At 63.3% G+C, this 20,447-nt stretch carries 23 protein-coding genes; 17 read left to right on the top strand and 6 right to left on the bottom strand.

Annotated elements, in window-relative coordinates; translation table 11 throughout:
* Positions 1-15 precede the first annotated feature (15 nt).
* On the bottom strand, positions 16-642 hold the full coding sequence (locus tag KA354_20080; GenBank protein MBP7936948.1) for a hypothetical protein: 627 nt from the start codon (positions 640-642) through the stop codon (positions 16-18).
* A 450-nt stretch (positions 643-1,092) separates the two neighbouring features.
* Positions 1,093-1,779 (bottom strand): methyltransferase domain-containing protein, encoded by a 687-nt coding sequence (locus tag KA354_20075; GenBank protein ID MBP7936947.1) that lies wholly within the window; start codon positions 1,777-1,779, stop codon positions 1,093-1,095.
* A 107-nt stretch (positions 1,780-1,886) separates the two neighbouring features.
* On the opposite strand from KA354_20075, the gene KA354_20070 reads away from it, so the two are divergent.
* Positions 1,887-2,447 (top strand): GNAT family N-acetyltransferase, encoded by a 561-nt coding sequence (locus tag KA354_20070; protein ID MBP7936946.1) that lies wholly within the window; start codon positions 1,887-1,889, stop codon positions 2,445-2,447.
* A 185-nt stretch (positions 2,448-2,632) separates the two neighbouring features.
* On the opposite strand, the gene KA354_20065 is transcribed toward KA354_20070, so the two are convergent.
* Positions 2,633-2,884, bottom strand: coding sequence for a hypothetical protein (locus KA354_20065; protein MBP7936945.1), 252 nt, complete (start codon positions 2,882-2,884; stop codon positions 2,633-2,635).
* 336 nt (positions 2,885-3,220) lie between these two features.
* Here KA354_20065 and KA354_20060 point away from each other — a divergent pair, with 336 nt between their 5' ends.
* From KA354_20060 to KA354_19985, 16 genes are all read left to right on the top strand, one after another.
* Positions 3,221-3,883 carry a hypothetical protein gene (locus tag KA354_20060; GenBank protein ID MBP7936944.1) on the top strand — a complete coding sequence of 221 codons (663 nt, stop codon included), beginning with the start codon at positions 3,221-3,223 and terminating at the stop codon, positions 3,881-3,883.
* A gap of 351 nt (positions 3,884-4,234) precedes the next feature.
* Positions 4,235-4,420, top strand: coding sequence for a 50S ribosomal protein L32 (gene rpmF, locus KA354_20055; GenBank protein MBP7936943.1), 186 nt, complete (start codon positions 4,235-4,237; stop codon positions 4,418-4,420).
* 4 nt (positions 4,421-4,424) lie between these two features.
* Complete coding sequence (gene plsX / locus KA354_20050; protein MBP7936942.1) at positions 4,425-5,444, top strand: phosphate acyltransferase PlsX; 1,020 nt, start codon at positions 4,425-4,427, stop codon at positions 5,442-5,444.
* A gap of 15 nt (positions 5,445-5,459) precedes the next feature.
* On the top strand, positions 5,460-6,452 hold the full coding sequence (locus tag KA354_20045; GenBank protein MBP7936941.1) for a ketoacyl-ACP synthase III: 993 nt from the start codon (positions 5,460-5,462) through the stop codon (positions 6,450-6,452).
* Positions 6,453-6,475: 23 nt separating this feature from the next.
* The gene (gene fabD / locus KA354_20040; GenBank protein MBP7936940.1) at positions 6,476-7,408 is read left to right on the top strand and encodes an ACP S-malonyltransferase; all 933 of its coding nucleotides are present in this window, start codon (positions 6,476-6,478) and stop codon (positions 7,406-7,408) included.
* Between the two features lie 11 nt (positions 7,409-7,419).
* Positions 7,420-8,166, top strand: a complete 747-nt coding sequence (gene fabG / locus KA354_20035; protein MBP7936939.1) for a 3-oxoacyl-[acyl-carrier-protein] reductase — start codon at positions 7,420-7,422, stop codon at positions 8,164-8,166.
* A gap of 102 nt (positions 8,167-8,268) precedes the next feature.
* A complete protein-coding gene (gene acpP / locus KA354_20030) occupies positions 8,269-8,517 on the top strand; it encodes an acyl carrier protein (protein ID MBP7936938.1) in 249 nt (82 codons plus the stop codon).
* Positions 8,518-8,747: 230 nt separating this feature from the next.
* Positions 8,748-9,989 carry a beta-ketoacyl-ACP synthase II gene (gene fabF, locus KA354_20025; protein MBP7936937.1) on the top strand — a complete coding sequence of 414 codons (1,242 nt, stop codon included), beginning with the start codon at positions 8,748-8,750 and terminating at the stop codon, positions 9,987-9,989.
* 123 nt (positions 9,990-10,112) lie between these two features.
* Positions 10,113-10,586 (top strand): FliM/FliN family flagellar motor switch protein, encoded by a 474-nt coding sequence (locus tag KA354_20020; GenBank protein ID MBP7936936.1) that lies wholly within the window; start codon positions 10,113-10,115, stop codon positions 10,584-10,586.
* A gap of 193 nt (positions 10,587-10,779) precedes the next feature.
* On the top strand, positions 10,780-11,448 hold the full coding sequence (locus tag KA354_20015) for a LexA family transcriptional regulator (protein MBP7936935.1): 669 nt from the start codon (positions 10,780-10,782) through the stop codon (positions 11,446-11,448).
* A 256-nt stretch (positions 11,449-11,704) separates the two neighbouring features.
* Positions 11,705-12,058, top strand: coding sequence for an integration host factor subunit beta (locus KA354_20010; protein ID MBP7936934.1), 354 nt, complete (start codon positions 11,705-11,707; stop codon positions 12,056-12,058).
* Between the two features lie 157 nt (positions 12,059-12,215).
* Positions 12,216-12,473, top strand: coding sequence for a ferrous iron transport protein A (locus KA354_20005; GenBank protein MBP7936933.1), 258 nt, complete (start codon positions 12,216-12,218; stop codon positions 12,471-12,473).
* Entirely contained in the window at positions 12,470-14,680 is a 2,211-nt protein-coding gene (feoB, locus tag KA354_20000) for a ferrous iron transport protein B (GenBank protein MBP7936932.1), read from the top strand. Before KA354_20005 ends, feoB begins: the two co-directional genes overlap by 4 nt.
* Positions 14,680-15,330: a sugar transferase gene (locus KA354_19995; protein ID MBP7936931.1), complete on the top strand. Its 651-nt coding sequence runs from the start codon at positions 14,680-14,682 to the stop codon at positions 15,328-15,330. Before feoB ends, KA354_19995 begins: the two co-directional genes overlap by 1 nt.
* Positions 15,327-16,292 carry a methionyl-tRNA formyltransferase gene (locus tag KA354_19990; protein ID MBP7936930.1) on the top strand — a complete coding sequence of 322 codons (966 nt, stop codon included), beginning with the start codon at positions 15,327-15,329 and terminating at the stop codon, positions 16,290-16,292. Before KA354_19995 ends, KA354_19990 begins: the two co-directional genes overlap by 4 nt.
* 10 nt (positions 16,293-16,302) lie before the next feature.
* Positions 16,303-16,968: a PIG-L family deacetylase gene (locus tag KA354_19985; protein MBP7936929.1), complete on the top strand. Its 666-nt coding sequence runs from the start codon at positions 16,303-16,305 to the stop codon at positions 16,966-16,968.
* 156 nt (positions 16,969-17,124) lie between these two features.
* Here the strand turns inward: KA354_19985 and KA354_19980 are convergent, their stop codons facing one another.
* The 3 genes from KA354_19980 to KA354_19970 all read right to left on the bottom strand — a co-directional run bounded on the left by KA354_19980 (position 17,125) and on the right by KA354_19970 (position 20,177).
* Positions 17,125-18,060, bottom strand: a complete 936-nt coding sequence (locus KA354_19980; GenBank protein MBP7936928.1) for a TIM barrel protein — start codon at positions 18,058-18,060, stop codon at positions 17,125-17,127.
* A 128-nt stretch (positions 18,061-18,188) separates the two neighbouring features.
* Positions 18,189-19,352 carry a Gfo/Idh/MocA family oxidoreductase gene (locus tag KA354_19975; protein ID MBP7936927.1) on the bottom strand — a complete coding sequence of 388 codons (1,164 nt, stop codon included), beginning with the start codon at positions 19,350-19,352 and terminating at the stop codon, positions 18,189-18,191.
* A 330-nt stretch (positions 19,353-19,682) separates the two neighbouring features.
* Positions 19,683-20,177, bottom strand: coding sequence for a hypothetical protein (locus KA354_19970; protein MBP7936926.1), 495 nt, complete (start codon positions 20,175-20,177; stop codon positions 19,683-19,685).
* Between the last annotated feature and the right edge of the window lie 270 nt (positions 20,178-20,447).

Here is a 20,447-nt window from a genome sequence, read left to right as displayed (position 1 = left end):
CCAACCCGGTTGCCCTCACGAACACGGCGCCACCAACAGCGTGCCGTCGGACTCCACCCGCATGACGGTCACCGAGGCGAAGGCCGGGATTTCGTCCCCCGTGCTGGATGCCGGGAGAATCCTCAGCCGGCCGCTCACCTTCACCTCCACTTGCCCTTGTCCCCTTCCTTGGGCTGGAACGGTCAGGTACACCCTCCCCACCGACCCCACGCAGGACTCGAAGTCAACGGGAATCTCCCGGTTGAGTCGCCGGAGCTGGAATGTCAGGTAGGATGTCATCACCATCATCGAGAAACCGAAGAGGCCGGACACCAGCAGCGTCGGAAGCGTCGGCCACTGCCATTCCACCCGTGCCGCCAGGCCCGACCAGCCCATGCCCATCAGGAATGCCAGAACAGACTGAACCGACAGGAGGGCGAAGGCCGCCCCGCTTCCGTGATGTCCCGGAGTGTCACCGTGAGCGTCGCCACTCGAGCCATCCATGTGAGTCGCCTCGCCGCCGGCGTCGAGGCCGGCATCCATGTCGCCATGCCCGCCACCGAGCAGCGAGAGGCTCAGCTTCAGCGTGAATAGAACCGTGCTCGCCAGGGCCACCCAAAAGAAAAAGGTAGCCCCCGGGGTCTGACTAATGGTCTCCCACATCGGATTCCTCCTAGGCTGGAAGACTCCGAGAACGCGACCCGGAGCGTACGGCGTCGTCGTCACGAACGCACACAACCGCAGCGTCTCTGAGGCGGAATGACAGAGTAGGAGAGTTCGGATTGGCTGTCAAATGATGGCCAACGCTCGGGGAGCGCTCGCGGAGCTCGATGAAGGGAGACCTGTTTTCGGCCGGGCGAGCGCCGCCCAGTGGTTCGCCGGGATGCCGGCTCTGCGTCAGCTGACTCACCTCTGCCCGGCTCGAGTACGGCGGAACAAGCGTGCTGGTCATAAGCTGCGTGCGCGGTCTTGATCTGCGTCACCGCTTCGGCCGCCATTCCCGCCACAGCGATCCACTCACCCGCCCGCGGCGAGTCGCAAGCAGTGAGTGCCGTCCACCGTTGTTCGTCAAGAAACTGCACCTGACTGGGCGGTCGTTTCTTCCTCTGGCCATCACTGCCTCGGGGATAAGCCGAGGCGCCAGATTCGACCGCGGATGACCAGTCCGGCCGGGCCGATGGTCTCAACGTCCACCAGGCTCGTCACCAGCCCCGCAGCCCGCGCGAGGTCCGAAAAGCCTTCCGCCGCCGATCGATTCGGATCGCTGAGCAGCGCGGTGCCGCCGGGCCGCAGGGCAGACGCGACCCAGCGCGCAATCGGCTGGCCGTTTCGCCGTTCGTACAGCAGATCGGCGGCCAGAACCAGATCGTAGAGCGGAGCATCCAAAGACTGCCGAAAGTCGATGATCCGCGTACCGGCCAGCTGCAGGCCGTTCCGCTCCGCGTTCAGGGCGGCGAACGCCACAGCGTCTTGGTCGTAGTCGCTGGCCGTCACCGACCAGTCCGCCCTGGCCGCTGCCAGGCTGACCAAGCCCACGCCACAACCGATCTCCACCGCCGGCCGCCTCGCGCCCCGCTCGCCAGCCAGGACGGCCTCCGTCAGGAGAACCGCGCCCGGCCACGGCTGCGCCCAGTAGGGCATGTACCCATCGGCATCGAACCGCTGATGGGTTCGCGGCGCGTCCAGCAGGACATCCATGTCGGCCGGCCAGGTCAGGTCGAACGTCTGCCCGGCGATCACCCAAACCTCGCGGCGCGTCTCGTAACCCCTGAACCTCGTACCCTGCATCAATTCACTCATGCCCGAAGATCCTCGCGGCCGATGCAATGCTCACCCGGCTCTCGCCTTGGTCGGCTGCGAACCGGATGCTATCATAGCAGGCCAGGTCGGGACATGAGCGACAGAACATGAGCATCGCCGTATCCACCCAATCGAGCGTACGCACCCAGAGCGGGCGCTACCTGCTGGCCGGCTTTGACCGTCAGTTCGCCCCGCTGGTCGCCTCCTGGGTCCGTGATGATCATGAACTCTTCTGGCTCGCCCCCAAGACACCGCCGCCGCTCACCGCCGAGAAAGTCATCGCCTGGCCGGGAGCCGACGGTTGCCCCCTGCTGTTCTACCGTCAGGGTACCGCCGAGCCTTGCGGATACCTTGAACTGAACCCCATGCCCGCAAGCAGAGACCACCTGTGGCTTGGTCATTGCCTGATTCGCCCGGGGCTCCGCGGCGTCGGCCTGGGACATCTGATCGTCAGGCTCATGCTCGATGAGGCATTCGTCGAACGTGAGGCCAGCAGCGTCAGCCTGGTGGTCTTCCCGCGCAACGATCCGGCCGTGCGCTGCTACCTCGCCAACGGCTTCGTTCACGTCGGGGAACAGGTCAAGTTCTTCTCCACTACCGGCCGGCGGCACCGAATGCTCGAGATGAAGATCACCCGAGGCAGGTATATCGAGCGACTGACCCAGTAGGACGGGTCTCCGGCCGCACCGCATGAGCCCGGGCCAATCGCCCCTCTGCTTCCGCCCGGGGTACCCGATGCGCAGGAATGGCCTTGCACGGCGCGATAGGTGCGCTTTCTCTTGGAGCGATCGGATTCTGCGGATGCATGGCGTGGTTGCCGTTCGGCCCGAGCCGACCCACCTGGGCTACGGCCCTACAAATCGGAGTCGGTCGACGCGTCACCAGCGCTCAGGATGGCTGCGGAAAGCCCGTTCACCATCGCGTCAAAGAAGGTGCCACCATAGGCGCTGGTCAGGCCGGCGGCAATCTCAGGCACGGCCGTCTGACGAAAGACCGCTTGAGCCTGCTGGTCGCAACTCAAGCCCATGGTGCCCACCAGCATCGCTGCCCAGAGGAGGCACATACCGCCTCGCCGTGCCGGCCGTCCAAACCGAGTTCGGGACATGGTCAGATCTCCAGGGGTCGCGCGGGGTTCAGGCACCACGCCTCGTGTGCCAACGCTCTCCCAAGATGCTATCGGACGATCCCCGGAAAACGGTCCAGGCCGCTCGGCGGCTGGAACCGGCTACTCTGCGGTCCGGACGCAGCCACCGGCAGGAAATGCGTCCCGAGCTGCTTTTCGGGCGAGTCCCGCTAGCCCCTCCCTGTTGCCGGGACGGTCATGGGTTTGTACTATTTGGTGAGAGTAGTTGGCTTACCTGGATCGATCCCACCCGGTGTCTGGACGCCATCCGGCATGTGAACCGGATTCTCACCGCGAGGGCTCGATCGGAGGGAGATTGTGGCCCGGCTGTTGGTTATCCACCATGATACCGCATCCCTTCGGCACCTTGCCGGTATGGTCAGCGGGCACGAGTTCATGGCCATCGACAACCTGTTCAACGGGGTCAAGGCCATGCCCAAGGTCAAACCGGACGTCATCATCGTCGGGCACGATCAGGCCAAGCGGGATGGACTTCGTCTGCTCAAGTACCTCCGCGAGAACCAGCTCAAAACCCCGGTGGTGGTGGTCCTGTCCGCCGGTGCCGGCGTCGACCAGCCCATGCTGATGAAGCTGGGCGCCAAGAGCTTGCACGAAGCCCCGGTGGCAACCGAGGAACTGAACAACGCGGTCAACGATGCCATGGCCTGCCGGGCTTCCGAACTGGCCGGTCCCCGCCCCATCACCGACGAGGAACTAAACAGCAACCTGTCGGTTCTCGAGAATCAGCTCAACAAGCACATGAAGTGCTTCGCGGGCAAGAATCAGGTCTTCATCCACTCGCAGATCCTGGGCGGTGGAGCAAGGACCAAACCTCGAATCGCTCTCAAGTGCCCGTTGCGTGCCGAATACGGGATGAGCCGTGACGTGTACTTCGAGTTCATCAAGAATGCGTGTTGCGGCAACCCCACCCGCTGCGAGGCCTACCAGCGATTCGCCGAGGACCGCAAGGCTCAGGAGTGAACGCGTATCCTCTGTAACCGCAGTAGGATACATCCGGCGTAACCGGGAAAGGAAGAGCCGCCGATCCCGGATCAGGCCCCGGCGGCTGTTCTCGCCCCGGGAGCCGGCTCCACCGCCGGCGGGCGACTTGACAGCCTGTCTTAAGGCCGTTAATGTACGAGGTTTACACGGAGAGGCTTGCATCGGCGGCCGCCCGGAGTGGCTGAGAATGCAAGCCTCTCTCGCTGATGTGCGAGCTGGCCCTGGGGAGGAGCGATCTCTGGATCGCAGGGCGAGGTGGTCCGTGCCGTCGGTTCCCTGACCGCTGGTCACGAAGCGGATGGACGTGTTGAGTCACGAATAGGATGCCCTATGTTACCTGTTGCCCGAACATCAAAAGCCCGTAAGAGGATCCGTCGATCGCACCACGCCTTGGCCCGGCCTAACCTGGTCGCATGCCCCAAGTGCGGCGTGGCCAAGCTTCCTCACGGGGCGTGCGAGAACTGCGGCTACGTGAGTAGCACGGTGGCCCTGCCGCTGAAGACCGAGGAGAGTTAGGTCGATGCACATCGGCGTTGACGCGATGGGCGGGGACTACGCCCCGAAAGAAATCGTGCGCGGAGCGCTTGAGGCGGTTCCCACGCTCAACGGCCACCAGCTTGTACTCATAGGAGACGAGCATGCGATCCGAGCCGAGCTGGAGCGGTCCGAGATCCCACACGCCAGATCCAAGGTCGAGATCGTCCACACCACCCAAGTCATCGAGATGAACGAACACCCCGTGGAGGCCGTCCGTGGGAAGAGGGACTCCTCCATCTGCCGCATGGTCAAGATGGCCGCCGAAGGCAAGCTCCAGGCGGTGATCAGCGCGGGGAACACCGGGGCGTTCGCGGCCGCCACCCAGCTTCGAATGAAGCTCCTGCCCGGCGTTTCCCGCCCAGGCGTCGCCGTCGTCATCCCCTCGTTTACCGGCCCCATCGTACTGTGCGATGCCGGGGCCAATCTGACACCCAAGCCGCATCACCTGCTCGAATATGCCATCACCGCCAGCGCCTATGCCCGGTGCGTGCTGAAGGTCGAACGTCCCCGGGTCGGCCTGCTCTCGGTCGGCGAAGAGGAGGTCAAAGGCACCTCCCTCGTCCAACAGGCCCACGAATGCCTGCGGACGAGCAAGATCATCAACTTCGTCGGCAACGTCGAAGGCCGTGACCTGTTCCGCGGTGGTTGCGACGTCGCCATCTGCGATGGCTTCGTCGGAAACGTGACTCTCAAGCTGATCGAAGGTCTGGCCGAAGGCCTCTTCAAGACGATTGCCAAGGAAATCGCCTTGGCCAGTCCTGAATTGGCCAAGAGTTTCGAGCCCGTGGTGAAACGCGTGTGGGCTAACCACGACTATGCCGAATACGGAGGCGCCCCCCTGCTCGGCGTTGATGGGACGTGCATCATCTGCCACGGACGGAGCGACCACGTCGCGATTCGAAATGCGGTCCGAGTCGCCACGGAGTACCTCGACAACGATCTGAACACCGTCATCGCCGAGGAACTGGCCAAGGAGTCGGCCGCCAACCAGACAACCAAGTGAGCTCTCAACCAACCTATGGCTAAGCGACTGCCGTTCACCATCTTGGGCGTGGGCCACGCCTTACCCGGCCGGATCATGACCAACGCCGACTTCGAGAAGATCCTCGATACGTCGGACGAGTGGATCACCACGCGTACCGGAATCCGCGAGCGGCGAATCTGCGCGGAAGACGAGAACACCTTGACCATGGCCCTTCAGGCCTCCCGAGCGGCCCTCGCCGCGGCTGGATGCCAACCCAAGGACCTGGATCTCATCATCCTGGCAACCTGTACGCCGGCCTACCCAATCCCGGCGACCGCTTGCTTCCTCCAGCACCAGCTCGGTTGCCGGCACATCCCGGCCTTCGATCTCTCCGCGGCCTGCAGCGGCTTCATCTACGCTTTTAGCACGGCCGTCGGCATGATGACCGTGTCCCCCTACAAACGGGCACTCATCATCGGAGCCGAGACGATGTCCCGCGTCACCGACTACCAGGATCGCGGCACCTGCATCCTGCTCGGCGACGGCGCGGGGGCAGCCGTACTCGCCCCTGCTGACGACAAGGTCACCGGGGTGTATGATCTCCATCTGGGAGCCGACGGCGGCGGCGCAGAACTGATTACCGTGCCCGCCGGAGGTTCATGGCTGCCATCCTCGCTCAGGACGGTCGAGGATCGGCTCCACTATCTGAAAATGAACGGGCGGGAGGTCTATAAGTTCGCGGTCACCAAAATGCAGGAGGTGATCCGGGATGCAGTCCAGCGAGCGGGAATCAAGATGAACGACCTCGCTCTGGTCATCCCCCATCAGTCCAACGCTCGGATCATCGAATCCGCTATTGAGAAGCTCGGCCTGCCCGCCGACAAGGTGGCCGTGAACATCGACCGGTATGGTAACACGTCGGCCGCCTCCATCCCCATCGCTCTTGCCGAAGCCGTCCAGGACGGCCGCATCCACAAGGGCGAATGGCTGTTGATGGCCGGCTTCGGCGGCGGCTTGACCTGGGGTACAGTACTCATCAGGCTCTAGACCTAAACGAGGCAACGGCAAGGATGGCCAGGACAGCGGTACTATTCACAGGCCAGGGCGCCCAGTCCGTCGGGATGGGCAAAGACATCGCCGAACGGTCCAGACCCGCGGCCGAGATCTTCGAGCGGGCGGCCCGAATCGTGGGCTACGACCTGCGCGCCCTCTGTTTCGAGGGTCCGGCCGATCGACTCGAACAGACGGATATCCAACAACCCGCCATCTTCACTACCAGCGTCGCGATCTGGCAGGCGATGACTAATAACCGTCAGTGGGCGACTCCCCCCCTTGCCATGGCCGGCCTGAGCCTTGGCGAGTATACGGCTCTGTATGCGGCTGGGGCGGTGTCCTTCGATGACGCACTCCGGCTCGTTCAACGCCGTGGAGAACTCATGCAGGCCGCAGCCATTGCCACGCCGAGCGGCATGGTCAGTGCTCTGGGCCTTGACTCGACCCAGGTGGAGGCCGTGTGCCGGTCAGCGGCCACTGCAGGGCTCCTCGTGCCGGCGAATTTCAACTGCCCGGGCCAGATTGTCCTCTCCGGCACCAGGGCGGCTTGCGAGGCAGCCGTCCCTCTGATCGAGCAGGCGGGCGGGCGAGCAATCCCCCTCAAGGTGGCGGGCGCGTTTCACTCGCCGATCATGCAACCGGCCGCCGACGGCCTGGCTGAGGTCCTGGCTCGCACGCCGTTCCAAACGCCGGCTTTTCCAGTAGTCGCGAACGTCAATTGCGAAAACCACCGTGATGCCGTTACTATTCGCCAATGGTTGGCCGACCAGCTGACCCACCCGGTCCGGTGGCAGGCCTCGATCGAGCGGCTCTTGAACGAAGGAGTGGAGCGGTTCATTGAAGTGGGCCCCGGCCGCGTATTGGCCGGCCTCCTGAAGAAAATTGCTCGCCGTACTCCGGTGGTGAACGTCAGCACCGTTGAGGGCCTCGAGGAGTTCTACGCAAGTTGAGGAACCAACCCATGTCCATGGCCGACCAGGTTGCGATCGTCACCGGCGGCAGCCGGGGAATCGGGCGAGCCATCTGCCTGGCGCTCGCCGCCAAGTCGGCGACCGTCCTGGCTGTCGCCCGCGATGAAGGCAAGCTCGCGGACCTGGCCGACGAGGCAGTCAAGAAGGAGCTCCCAGGCAGGGTCCTTCCCCGCACCCTCGATGTCACCAATCGTCAAGCCATCGACCGAGCGATCGACCGGATCGCCGAGGAGTTCGGCCGAGTCGACATCCTGGTCAACAACGCCGGCATCACTCGTGACGGTCTGATGATGAACATGGACGACACCCAGTTCGACGAAGTCATCAACACCAACCTTCGATCGGTGTTCTGGATGACACGGGCCGTGGCCAAGCATATGGTCCGCTGCCGGTACGGGCGAATCATCAACATCAGCAGCGTGTCCGGAATCATGGGAAATGTCGGCCAATGCAACTACGCGGCCAGCAAAGCCGGCGTGATCGGCTTCAGCAAGACCGTCGCCAAGGAACTCGCCCGGCGGAACATCACCTGCAACGCGGTCGCACCGGGCTTCATCACCACGGACATGACCGACGTACTGCCCAGCAAGATCAAGGATGGCGTTAAAGTGCTCATCCCCTGCCAGCAGTTCGGCGAACCCGAGGACATCGCCGCGGCGGTGGCATTCCTCGCCTCGCCTGCGGCCAAGTACATCACCGGCCAGGTGCTGGCGGTTGACGGCGGGCTCAGTATGTAGTGACTCTTGTGCGCCCCGGCGGTCTCTGTGCACCTCGGGGACGCCCGAATACAATAGTCGGATTGGCCAAGAAACCAAGCGATCAACAGAGGAGGATATGTAGTGACCGCTGAGGAAATTGAAGATAAGGTCTTCTCGATCGTCAGCCAGCAGATGGTGATCAACAAGGCCGAGATCACCCGGGAAACCTCGTTCATCAACGATCTCAACGCCGACTCGCTGGACATCGTCGAGCTCGTCATGGAGTTGGAGGACAACTTCGACATGAGTATTCCCGACGAGGAAGCGGAGAAGATCAAGACCGTGGGACAGGCGATTGATTATATCGCCGCCCATCTGAACAACAAGTGATCGGCCGGCCCGCCGGGCCGTCTCGTGCGGGTCAGGTCACGACCGTCGAGAGACGGAATCCAGACTGGCGCTGCCGCCGGGTCGATCAGTCGGCCCGGCGGCAGTGTAATGGAACGTAAAACCGACCCCGCGGCGCAACTCGCCCCGGAGCAACGCCGGAAAGAACGGATGGGCGTCTCCCGACGCTTCGGCTCGCGCACGAAACCGGGCCATCGGGGAGAAGGGATTGCATGGCCAAGCGACGCGTTGTCATCACGGGTATGGGAGCAATCACGCCTCTCGGCTGCACGGTCGCCGAATTCTGGGACGGCCTCGTCTCCGGCCGCTCAGGCATCGGACCTCTCACGCGCTTCGACGCCTCACGCTACGAATCTCGCATCGCCGGAGAATGCCGCGAGTTCAACCCCACCCGCTGGATCGAAGGCAAACTCATCAAACGCCTCGACCCCTTTGCCCAGTACGCCCTCGCCGCCTCGATTGATGCAGTCAAGGACAGCCATCTGGAAATGGAAAAGGAGGACCGCCAGCGCATCGGCGTCATGATCGGCTCCGGCATTGGCGGTATCCAGGAGCTCCAGGAGCAGTACCTTCGCCTGCTCAACAAAGGACCCGAACGGATCTCGGCATTCACGATCCCCAAGCTGATGGTCAATGCGGGAACGGGTAACGTGGCCATCCATTTTGGCATCCACGGACCCACCACTTCCGCGGTCACGGCCTGCGCTTCCGCCTCTCACGCCATGGGCGATGCCTTCCTGTGCATCCAGCGCGGCGACGTCGATGTGGTCATCTGCGGGGGGAGCGAGGCGGCGGTCACCGAACTCGGCGTCGCAGCCTTCAACGCCATGCACGCCCTCAGCACCCGAAACGACGCCCCCGAACAGGCCAGTCGCCCCTGGGACAAGGACCGCGACGGCTTCATCATCAGCGAGGGATCGGGCATCCTCGTCTTCGAGGAATACGAACACGCCCGCAAGCGATCGGCCCGAATCTACGCCGAGATCCTGGGTTTCGGCGCGAGCACCGATGGTGGACACATCACCCAGCCTGACGAAACCGGCAACGGCCCAGCGCTCGCCATGCGCCGATGCCTGGCCGACGCCGGCATCGCCGCCGAGCAACTTGACTACATCAATGCCCACGGCACCAGCACGCCGCTGGGCGATCTCGCTGAAACCAAAGCCATCAAACAGGTCCTCGGTAATGCATCCATGCACGTACCGGTCAGCAGCACGAAATCCGCAACCGGCCACCTTCTCGGGGCCAGCGGCGGCGTTGAGCTCATCGCCTGCGTCCAGGCCATCCGCAGCGGCATCCTCCCCCCCACCCTCAACCTCGACCATCCCGACGAGGGATGCGATCTCGACTACGTGCCTAAGGTCGCCCGAAACAAGAAACTGAAGCGAGTCATGAGCAACTCCTTCGGTTTCGGTGGGCACAACGCCTGCCTGATCGTCGGAGCCCTCACCTGAAGTAAAGCGAGCGACCGGATCGGCCGATAACATAGAAGAAAGCGTTGCGCTCGCGCACCGCCCGGCGCTGGGGGTATGGCCACTGGCGTTGGGGGGCGGGAGGAGCCGACGGCCGGATGCAGCATGCCCGAGACGCAAGAGGATATCGACGCCCTGCTCGCCGAGGTGAACTCGCTTGCCGATCAAGCGGTCGCGGACATCCTGGGCGACCAGCCTGCCGACGGCTCCGATCCCTTGGCCGGAATGGCCCCCGCTCCATCAGCAGCCGCTCCGCCAGGGCCACGCCGAGCAGACATCCCTGAAAACGGAGCATCCGCAGGCACGCCCCACAGAGCCAACGTCTCCAGGGTACTCAAGCTCCACGTGCCCGTGATCGTCCAACTCGCCGAACGAAGCATGCCTCTTTCGGAGATCGTCAGTCTGACCACGGGAGCCATCATCGAATTCGAGAAACCCGCCGACACCGAGCTCGACCTGATGATCAACAACAAGTGCATCGGGCGCGGCCAGGCCGTCAAGGTAGGCGAGAATTTTGGACTGCGAGTCACTCTCATTGGATCTGTCAAGTCGCGCATCATGGCGATGGCCAAGCGATAGGAGGCCATAACACCATTCGACGGTCTTCGGCCCGCTCACGCTGCGAGCTCGCCGACCACGCCCCGCACGGCTCACCAGGCACAACCAGGCAAGCAGTTGAACCTCGCCCCCCTCTCCTTCAGTTGGCTCGCTGCGGCGTTCCCCATCACCACTCGGGAATACGTTCTTTACTGAAACCGCTCAGGTTCTCATAATGCCTCACATGACGGCCAAGTACCATGAGCCGGCGGCGTTTCGCGGCCACATCGGTCAGCGGATTCGGTTCTATCGTGAGAGAATCGGCCTGAATCAGACCGCCCTCGCCCGGCAAGCCAAGGTCAACCAGGGCTTTCTCAGCGAGATCGAGCGCGGCCGCCGCAACCCCTCACCCTCCTCCCTGAAAGCCATTGCCCTGGCCCTGGATGTCCCACCTGCAGTGCTCATCGGGGAGAGCGCGGACCACGATACACCCCAGCCGCTTGACACCGTCGATCTCCCCTTGTTCGGCACCATCCCGGCCGGACCTCCGACTCAGAGTCAGGAACAGACCGAGATGTTCCCCGTACTTCGCCACCTGTGGAGCCCCAACCGATACTGCCTCCGCCTCAACTTCGACTCGATGGAGCCAACCCTCAAACCTGGCGATCTGGTCCTCGTCGAGTACCGACCCGGCGTGAGACCCGAGCACATCCAGGGCCGAATCTGCGCGTGCCTGGTCGACGGCAACCCCACGCTCAAGCGCGTGTCCGTCGAACGCCGCTCCTCCTCGCAATTCGTGATCCTTCGGGGCGACAACCCCGACACGCCTCCCATGGTCATCGACGAAACGCAGGACTTTTCCATCCAAGGTGTCGTCACACACCTTGTCAGCCGCGCCCTCTAGCCTCTCGAACTCACATAAATGCTTATATAATAGATACTTACAAGGACTGGAGCCGTCCCATTGGACGCTTCTCGGCGTAAATCATTGCCGTAACTGATCTTGCCATCATGTGACGCGGGAGAAGAATCGCCCGAGGGATTGTGAAAAGAACCCGGAAAAATTCACGTTGGAGGGGGCTTGATCGCCGAAAACCATTGCTATAAGATAACTTGCGTGCGTGACCGACAAATCAATGTCGCTTGCATCGAGGCGTGATATGCAGACGATCACCAAGAAAGAACTGATCGACCGCATCGCGGAGAAGTCTTCCCACAAACGCGTGGTTGTCAAACGCATTATTCAGAGCTTCCTGGATGAAGTCATTGATGAGCTCAGTCAGGGCAACCGCTTGGAGTTTCGCGACTTCGGTGTTTTTGAGAGCAAGATGCGTGCCGCCCGCACCGCCCAGAATCCAAAGACCTTGGAGCGTGTCTCCGTTTCGGCCAAGCGCACCGTGAAGTTTAAGGTCGGACGACTCATGAAGTTGCGGCTTTCCAATCCGCCGCAGACTGCTTCCGGGGCGCCTGTCCGCCGGCAGCCGTCTCCCCCCGCCCAGCCCCCGCTGTCCTGACCTTTGGGGCAGGAACAGGCAAAGTCCCCTCTTGACGCAAGTTATGCTCCAATGCTATAGTGACGATGGCAGTATAGAGACTGAGTCTCAGTTTTCGGCAGCAGCCCAACAGGAACGTCGCAGCCGCTGGGACAGCAGGCCGAAACCTGGAGCCCCTATGAGAACGACTTGCTTCACTCTCGCTCATGCACCGGCCGGATGCGATGTACGCATTCAGTCCATCCGCATGACCGACGTCCGACGCACCCAACGGCTTCGGGAACTCGGGTTGATCGAAGGCCGAACCGTTCGCCCGCTGACCAATTGCGACCCGATGATCTGCCAGGTCGGCAATTGCCGGCTGGGGCTATGCCGCTCCATGGCCCGCGCGATTCTGGTCGAACCGCTTCCGACGCCTGATCGCGAGTCGCCATGACCATTCCCGCCCTTGCGGAGGATCGGCACTCCGCCACCACCACCCGGCTCTTCCGGGTCGCGATGGTTGGCAACCCCAATTGTGGCAAGACCACCCTGTTCAACGCCCTGACCGGATCCCGGCACAAGGTCGGCAACTACGCGGGCGTCACCGTCGAGAAGCGTGAAGGCCACCTGGTCGGCGATCCATCCATAAGGGTCGTAGATCTACCAGGAACCTATAGCCTTGCCTCGACCAGTCCCGACGAAGCCATCGTTCGGGACGTCCTCCTCGGCCATGCCGCGGATACACCCAGGCCCGACGCCGTCCTGCTGGTCGCCGACGCGTCCAACCTGGAGCGAAACCTCTTCTTGGCGGGTCAAGTCATCGAGCTTGGACTGCCCGTCGTTCTGGCCTGCAACATGATCGATCAGGTCGAGCGATCCGGGTGTCACCTTGACCTCACCAGGCTGGGCGAGCAACTCGGCGTGGAAGTCATCGGGACGGTCGGCTCCTCGGGCAAGGGAGTAGACCATCTCCACGCCGCGGTCACGCGGGCCCGCGTGAGCGACCGACCTCGCCCGTCACGACGATGGTCCGCGAGCCCGCGGATCGAGGCCGCCGTCAAGACCATCGCCGATTCAATGATGGCGGCGGGACACACTGATCCGGCAACCGCAGAGGGCACTGCCCTGCTTCTGCTCTGTCACGCCGAGGTCTCAACTCAGAACCACCTACCCCCTTCCGTGCAGCAGTCCTTGCTCGACACCCAGCGGCTTGCCGGCGCGGAAGGCACCGATGATCCTTCGGCCGAGATCATCCGCCGCCGTTACGACTGGCTTCGGGAAGTCGTCAATACCTGCATGACGGGTGCTCGGCACGAGACCGCCGCGTCGGCGACCGATCGCCTGGATCGGCTTCTGACCCACCGGATCTATGGCTATGCCTTCTTTGCCGCCATCATGGCCGCGGTGTTCTGTGGATTGTTTGCGGCAGCCGCGCCCCTGATCAGCCTCATCGACGCATGCTCCGGATGGCTGCGAGACCAAACCATCGTCCACCTGCCCTCCGGTGTCCTGCGCGACTTGCTCAGTGACGGCATCATCGCCGGCGTGGGAGCAGTGCTCGCCTTCTTCCCACAGGTTTGTATCCTGTTTCTGTTCATGGCCTTCCTGGAAGACTCCGGCTACATGGCCCGGGCGGCCTTTCTCATGAACAGGGTGATGACCAAGGTCGGTCTGAACGGCAAGAGCTTCATTCCGTTGCTCTCCTGCCACGCCTGCGCGGTGCCCGGAATCATGGCCACCCGGACCATCGAGAATCCGCGCGACCGTCTGGCCACCATCCTGGCCGCCCCTTTCATGAGCTGCAGCGCCCGGTTGCCCGTTTACGCCCTGCTGATCGGAGCATGCCTGCCTACCAGCGCGTGGTTTCAGGGGGCAGCCCTCCTGTGCCTTTACGCGTTCGGTGTGGCTGCGGGTTTCGCCGTGGCCAAGCTGTTCAAGCGCACCCTGCTTCGCGGCCCCGACTCCGGCTTCATCATCGAGCTGCCACCCTACCGGATGCCCCGCCCTACGGCTGTGCTGCTGGCGGCCTGGGACCGCGGCAAGCTGTTCCTCACCAAGGCCGGCACGATCATCCTGGCCGCCACGATCGTGATTTGGGCACTCACGCACTATCCGTGGAGCAGCGACCGAGCGGCCCAATTCGCCAGGCAACGGGCAGCCGTCGAAGCCAAGTCGGCCCTGGTCCCGCACGCCGAGTTGGAGCAGCAGATGAGCGAATTGAGCCAACAGGAAAGCCGCGATCGGCTTGGCGGCAGCTTCGCCGGCCAGCTTGGCCGTGCGTTCGAACCGTTCCTCCGGCCGATGGGATTCAACTGGCAGATTGGCGTGGGCCTGATGAGCAGCTTCGCCGCCCGCGAGCTCTTCGTGAGCACCATGAGCATCGTATGTGGCGGCGCCGACACCGATGCTCACTCGCCCGCCCTCCGCGACAAGCTCCGAGCCGCGACCTGGCCGGACGGCCGGCCACTCTTCACCCCCCTGACGGCCATCGCCCTGCTCATCTTCTTCGCCCTGGCCTGCCAATGCCTCAGCACGATCGCCGTCGTTCACACCGAAACCGGAACCTGGCGATGGCCCGCCTTCATGATCGGCTACATGAGCTTGCTGGCCTATCTCGCCACCGTTCTGGTCTACCAGACGGGCACGGCCATGGGCTTCTGATGCCATGGACACATCCGGCCGTACCGGGCATAATCGCGACCGTGTACCCAGCTATCAAACGCCTGCTCGACTTTGCGGCCAGCCTCATTCTGATCGTTGTCCTCATCCCCGTCTGGCTCCTGGTCGCCCTGGCCGTCCGCCTCAGCTCCCCGGGCCCCGTGTTCTTCCTTCAGGAACGCGGCGGCCTGCGCGGCCACCCTATCCGAGTCGCCAAATTCCGCACCATGTACGCCGACCACGTGCATGATCCCACCGAGGTCGTCCCGTTGAGCCATTCCCGCATCACGCCCGTCGGCCGCATCCTCCGTCGTGCCAAGATCGACGAGTTGCCTCAGCTCTTCAGCGTCCTGCGGGGAGACATGTCGCTGGTCGGGCCACGGCCCACGATCATGGAGCAGATCAGGCAGTACGACGCGCTTCGCCGCCGCAGGTTGGAGGTCCGACCGGGAATCGCCGGCCTCGCCCAGGTCAACGGCAATACGGCAATCTCCTGGGACGAGCGAATCCGCTACGACATCTACTACGTGGACCACATGAGCTTCGGGCTCGACCTGATGATCCTGTGCAAGACCGCCATGACCGTCATCTTTGGCGAAGCGGCCTTTGCCCGACCGTTCGATCAGAGCCCCTTCGCGGAGACGAAGCCGTGAACGCCGCACTCATCGGCAGCGTGAGCTCGAGCGTGGCGACACTGCAAGGCATGCTCCGCGGGAGGCTCGAAGTCACGGCTGTCTGCGGCCTGCATGAGCGGCATGCGGCCAAGATCAGCGACTTCCGCGACCTCCGCCCCCTGGCCGCTCAGTGGGGAACACCCTACCTCGCGTTCGACAAGGTGACTGAGCCGCGAGTGAAAGCGTTTCTCGAGCGGCATCGACCCGACTGGCTGTTCGTGATCGGTCTGTCACAACTCGTCCCCGCCGCAATCCGCGACGCTGCCCGGCAAGATGCAATCGGCTTCCACCCAACCCCCTTGCCCGAGGGTCGTGGTCGAGCCCCCGTCGCCTGGACCATCCTGAACCAGCGACCGGCAGCCGCGAACCTCTTCTTCCTCACCGACGAACCCGACGCCGGCGACATCGTCGAGCAGCGGCCGGTGCCCGTCTTCCCCGACGACTACGCCATAGACCTGATCATCCGGACCAATGTCGTCCTCGAACAGATGGTGGCCGACCTCTGCCCAGCGTTCGCCTCCGGGCAGGTCCCCCGCCATCCACAGGACCACAGCAAGGCCACGTGGTACGGGCGACGACGCCCCGAGGACGGTCGGATCGACTGGCGCCAACCAGCGAGCGATATCTATCGCTTGATCCGAGCGGTCAGCCACCCCTATCCGGGAGCGTTCACGACCCAATGCAGCCATGCGGATCGACGCTCACGCACCGGCCGCGCGCCGCTGAGGGCTTCCCCAAACCCGCCAACGCATCCGCACCTGATCGTCTGGCGAGCCAGGCCGGTCCCCGGCTCCAATACCCAGCATCTGCCCGGCACCATCGTGGCGATCGACAACAAAGGCCCCATCGTCCAGACCGGCGATGGGCTGCTTCACCTCACCGACATCCAAACCGATCCCGCTACACACCCGGGCTTGGCGACCGGTCAGCGACTGGAGTAAGATCCCCGTCATGAGCAACACTCTGATCATTGCCCCGCACCCGGACGACGAGATTCTCGGTTGTGGCGGCACCATTGCCCGGATGACCGCTGAAGGCAACCACGTCAGCGTCGCCATCGTGACCAAGGGAACCCCGCTCTTCCCCGCCTCGCAGGTCCGCCAGGTCCGGACTGAAGCCAAGAAGGCCGCCAGGCTGCTCGGGAGCCAGCTCCTCTTCATGAATCTGCCGGTGACGACGCTCCACCTCATGCCCGAGCATAAGCTCAACGCCGCTTTCGCTTCGCTCATCGGCAAGGTCAAGCCGGACACAGTATTGCTCCCCTTCCCAGGTGACCGCCATGAAGACCACCGCCAGATCTTCGATGCCGCGATGGTCGCCTTACGCCCCGATGGCCGCCGTCACCAGGTGGGGCGAATCGCCTGCTACGAGACCGTCTCCGAAACCCACTGGTCGGCCCCCGGCATCGAGCCGGTCTTCAACCCCAACTGGTACGTGAGAATCGAGGCCACCCTGCCGGCCAAACTGGCGGCGATGCGCCAATACAAGAGCCAACTCGCCGAGGCTATCCCCGCCCGCTCGATCGAAGCCATCGAGGCCCTGGCCCGTTTTCGCGGCAGCGTGGTTGGGATGAAGGCGGCCGAGGCATTCCAGATCCTTCGGGAGTTGAACCGCTGACGGAGTCTTCGAAACCGGACGCTCCGCCCAATATGCACTCGGCCCGGCCGGCGCCCAGCTGGCGGATACGGTGCGCTCACTGCGCCGCGCGCCTCAAAGGGGCCGGCCACCCGCCGGCGACTGCGGCCCGAATCCCACGCATCGCCGACCCGGGGGCTAGCTGCCCTTGATGAACACTTGCTCCAGATAATGCCGACTGGTTTTCACGTTCTCGCTCAGCGGGCGAGTAACCTTCGTGCCCTGTTCGTGGGCCAACTCGATGATCAGCCACCCCTGGTAGCCACTCTGGCGAAGGTAGCTGCCAATAGCGGCATAGTCCACGTCGCCCGGCCCCAGGCTCTCGGTCCAGATCCCGTTGACCGAATTGCGGAGATGCAGGGCCCTGACCTTCCGGCCGGCTTCCTTCAGCAACGTGAGCGGATCCTGCCCGCCCCGATAGACCCAGTGGGTGTCCAGGCACAAACCGACGACTTTCGCGTCCAGATGGGCGATGTGATAGCGGAGTTCCCTCGCATCGTTGAGGATCTCGGCATCATGCTGGTGAACCACCAGCGACATGCCCTTGTCGGCCAGCTTGTGACCCAGGAGGTTGAGCATCGCAACCTGGACGGTCAGTTGGGCCTCGCTCTTGGCCGCGCGGTTGGACAGGGGCTGAGGATTCACGTCAATGAAGATCTTCCCGCAACGCTGCCTGGCGCGGTCCGCCTGTTTGAGAATGACATCGATCGTCTTGCGGGCTTCGGCCTCCTCGTGAAAGACACCCCCCCCGTAAGCCCCCACCAGCGTCAGGGCGTGCTTCTTGAGCAACTCCTGGGCCCGGTGTGCTTTGGCGTCGGTATCGAACCAGTCCAGGAAACCCTCGACGTGGGTCGCCCCGGAGGCGGCCACCTCGATGAACACGTCACCCAGGTCACCCCAGAAATCGAGCTTCTTGGCCGCCCGGTCCTGTGCCCAGACGTAAGTCTGCACCGCGACCCGCGGGCGGAAGTCCACAGGGGCCGGCCCCGGCTTCGTCGCCGACCCGCCTGCCCAGACCGACACCGGCAGCAGACCCGACGCCGCCATGAGCATGCCGACAACTCTCTTGGTCACGATTCCGAACATGTGTTTCCCCAGGCCTGCCGGCCATCTCCGCCTCGCAGCAGGAAGGCGTCCGCCCCCCCCCACGCATCCGCAACCCGACTACCGCCCACCCTTACCACCCCCGCCGCGACGGCCGCTCACTCAACCTCCAGCCAGCGCTGCTCCTTGGCGCTGCGCAGTACCGCGTCACAGACCTTCTGGGTCCGCAAGGCGCAACGGAAGTCCGGCTGGAACTTCTCGCCACCCTCAAGTCCAGCCAGAAAATCGGCGAATCCGTGAACGAACGTGTGCTCGTAGCCGATCGTGCAGCCCGGAACCCACCACTTGCCCATGTAGGGATGCTCGGAGTTGGTCACGTGGATTCTCTGCCAACCGGTCAGGTGGCTCTCGATCTTCTTGCCCGTGGCCGGGTCACCATACTTGAAATACTGGAGAATATGCGGATCCTCGAGGTCGAAGTACAGGCTTCCCAACTCGCCGTTCAGCTCAAAGGTGTTGAAATTCTTGCGCCCCCTCGCGTAGCGGCTGCTCTCGAACGTCCCCATCGAACCATTCGCGAAGATGGCCAGGAACATGCAGGCATCGTCTATCCCGACAGGCTCCATCTTCCCAGTCTCAACGTGCATGCGCTGCTTGACGAAGGTCTCGGTCGCGGCCACGACACGCTTGATCGGGCCGTTGAGCCACTCGGCCGTATCGATTGAATGGGCCAGCAAATCGCCGGTCACACCGGATCCGGCGACCTTGACGTCCAGTCGCCAAAGGGCCATTCCGCCCTGGGGCACGTCGGTCGCAATCGTCCAGTCTTGCAGGTAGGTCGCCCGATAGTGGAAGGGCCGACCGATGCGCCCCTCGCCAATCACCTGCTTGGCCAGCGAAATGGCCGGAACCCGCCGATAGTTGAACGACACCATGTTGGGCACGCCAGCCTTCTCGACCGCCGTGGTCATCTCCTCGGCCTCGGCGGCAGTCATCGCCAGCGGCTTCTCGCAGACGATCATCTTGCCGGCCCTCGCCGCAGCGATGGTCAGTTCCTTGTGCATGAAGTTCGGAGCACAGATGTCGATCAAGTCAATGTCCTTGCGCTCGATGAGCTTCCTGTAATCGGTCTCGATCGACTCATAGCCCCACGCCTCGGCAAAAGCCTTGAGCTTCTCCAACTCCTGCGGACGGGCACAGGCCGCCTTCAGGACCGGCCGATGCTCCCGCTTGAAGAAGTGGTTCACCTTGAGATAGGCGTTCGAGTGCGCACGCCCCATGAAGCCGCAACCGATCAGACCGATGTTTAGTGGTTTGGACATGACCGCACCTCTTGGTTGAGAAACGAATCGTGACGACCGCGCCACCTTCCATCCCCGGCTCACCGTGACTTCCAGGGAGCGCCCTTGGTCACCCCCGGAAGGGCCGCCGCCAGTCTGCGCAGACAGCCCCCGCGTGTCCAGGTCGGAAGGTCTCAGGATCCATGTCTTAGTCTACAACTCGTTGAAATGCAAGAGGTAGCAGGCGACAGGCAGCCCCCCGCTCCACCATGATGGGCCCGCCAACCAGAACCTGGCCACCCCGGTGGCCCCTCCCCTTTCGATGCCGGCGGCCCCTCTCCTGCCTCGAAGCGACAACTCCGCACCGGCTCATCACCACGGCGGCTTGGTGAACTTGGCCATAAACTGGTTCATGAACGCAGTGTCCGTCGAGGGGAAGCCGATCTGGGCGAACATGTCGTAAGCTTTCGTCTCCAGCGAGTACAACGGCGATTCCGCGTGGCCGTCCAGAAAAGCAACATTGCTCCGGCCAAGACCTAAATCGGCCCCGCTTTTGCGCCGAACCACACTGTGACGAGCAACGATCTTGTCGGTGACGTTGAAGTTACCCTCGAAGTTGAAGCCCTTGTGGTAGTATGGGTGCTCCTCGACCACCACGAACATCTTGTCCCCGTTCGACCAGTCAAGCCGTTCCTTCTGGGGCGTTCGCACCGGCTTGCCGGTTCTGTCATTGCCTTCAACCTTCCATCCGCTCGAGTTGGCCGGCCGCACGAGCTTCTCCGGCGACTTGTAACCAATGTACGCGTTCATGGAGTAGCTGTTGCGCCCGGAACTGCCGCCCCCAAGATCGTCCTTGTCGTCGGGCATACCCACTCGATCAGAGGGACACACGTAGACCGATTCACTCTTCGTGTACTTGAAGATCGTGCCGCGGCGGGGAACGTCACGAATGAAGTTGGCGTTCTTCGGATCACCACCGTAGCCTTCCGTACATCCGTCCCATACCCAATTAGTACTACAACGCTAAGGATTCGGCCATCGGCAAGGCGTTATTTCGGCCAAGTATATGCCAATCCTGTGTAAACGACGCAGTGTTCGCTTGCGGTGCGAGCATCGGGCTGCCGCATTGCGGGCTTG

The organism is Phycisphaerae bacterium (assembly GCA_018003015.1).
In the GTDB taxonomy this organism is placed as follows: Bacteria; Planctomycetota; Phycisphaerae; order UBA1845; family PWPN01; genus JAGNEZ01.
The sequence above is the reverse complement of the archived record's forward strand: the minus strand, read 5'-3'. Positions and strand labels throughout refer to the sequence as shown.

What these genes read in the sequence shown, in the direction of transcription:
- fabF (MBP7936937.1), top strand. Translation starts at nt 8,748, where the DNA reads ATGGCCAAGCGACGCGTTGTCATCACGGGTATGGGAGCAATCACGCCT.
- fabD (MBP7936940.1), top strand. Translation starts at nt 6,476, where the DNA reads ATGGCCAGGACAGCGGTACTATTCACAGGCCAGGGCGCCCAGTCCGTC.
- KA354_19985 (MBP7936929.1), top strand. Translation starts at nt 16,303, where the DNA reads ATGAGCAACACTCTGATCATTGCCCCGCACCCGGACGACGAGATTCTC.
- KA354_20020 (MBP7936936.1), top strand. Translation starts at nt 10,113, where the DNA reads ATGCCCGAGACGCAAGAGGATATCGACGCCCTGCTCGCCGAGGTGAAC.
- KA354_20010 (MBP7936934.1), top strand. Translation starts at nt 11,705, where the DNA reads ATGCAGACGATCACCAAGAAAGAACTGATCGACCGCATCGCGGAGAAG.
- KA354_19970 (MBP7936926.1), bottom strand. Translation starts at nt 20,177, where the DNA reads ATGCCCGACGACAAGGACGATCTTGGGGGCGGCAGTTCCGGGCGCAAC.
- fabG (MBP7936939.1), top strand. Translation starts at nt 7,420, where the DNA reads ATGTCCATGGCCGACCAGGTTGCGATCGTCACCGGCGGCAGCCGGGGA.
- KA354_20015 (MBP7936935.1), top strand. Translation starts at nt 10,780, where the DNA reads ATGCCTCACATGACGGCCAAGTACCATGAGCCGGCGGCGTTTCGCGGC.
- feoB (MBP7936932.1), top strand. Translation starts at nt 12,470, where the DNA reads ATGACCATTCCCGCCCTTGCGGAGGATCGGCACTCCGCCACCACCACC.
- rpmF (MBP7936943.1), top strand. Translation starts at nt 4,235, where the DNA reads ATGTTACCTGTTGCCCGAACATCAAAAGCCCGTAAGAGGATCCGTCGA.
- plsX (MBP7936942.1), top strand. Translation starts at nt 4,425, where the DNA reads ATGCACATCGGCGTTGACGCGATGGGCGGGGACTACGCCCCGAAAGAA.
- KA354_19995 (MBP7936931.1), top strand. Translation starts at nt 14,680, where the DNA reads ATGCCATGGACACATCCGGCCGTACCGGGCATAATCGCGACCGTGTAC.
- KA354_20070 (MBP7936946.1), top strand. Translation starts at nt 1,887, where the DNA reads ATGAGCATCGCCGTATCCACCCAATCGAGCGTACGCACCCAGAGCGGG.
- KA354_20080 (MBP7936948.1), bottom strand. Translation starts at nt 642, where the DNA reads ATGTGGGAGACCATTAGTCAGACCCCGGGGGCTACCTTTTTCTTTTGG.
- KA354_20005 (MBP7936933.1), top strand. Translation starts at nt 12,216, where the DNA reads ATGAGAACGACTTGCTTCACTCTCGCTCATGCACCGGCCGGATGCGAT.
- KA354_20065 (MBP7936945.1), bottom strand. Translation starts at nt 2,884, where the DNA reads ATGTCCCGAACTCGGTTTGGACGGCCGGCACGGCGAGGCGGTATGTGC.
- KA354_20075 (MBP7936947.1), bottom strand. Translation starts at nt 1,779, where the DNA reads ATGAGTGAATTGATGCAGGGTACGAGGTTCAGGGGTTACGAGACGCGC.
- KA354_20045 (MBP7936941.1), top strand. Translation starts at nt 5,460, where the DNA reads ATGGCTAAGCGACTGCCGTTCACCATCTTGGGCGTGGGCCACGCCTTA.
- KA354_19975 (MBP7936927.1), bottom strand. Translation starts at nt 19,352, where the DNA reads ATGTCCAAACCACTAAACATCGGTCTGATCGGTTGCGGCTTCATGGGG.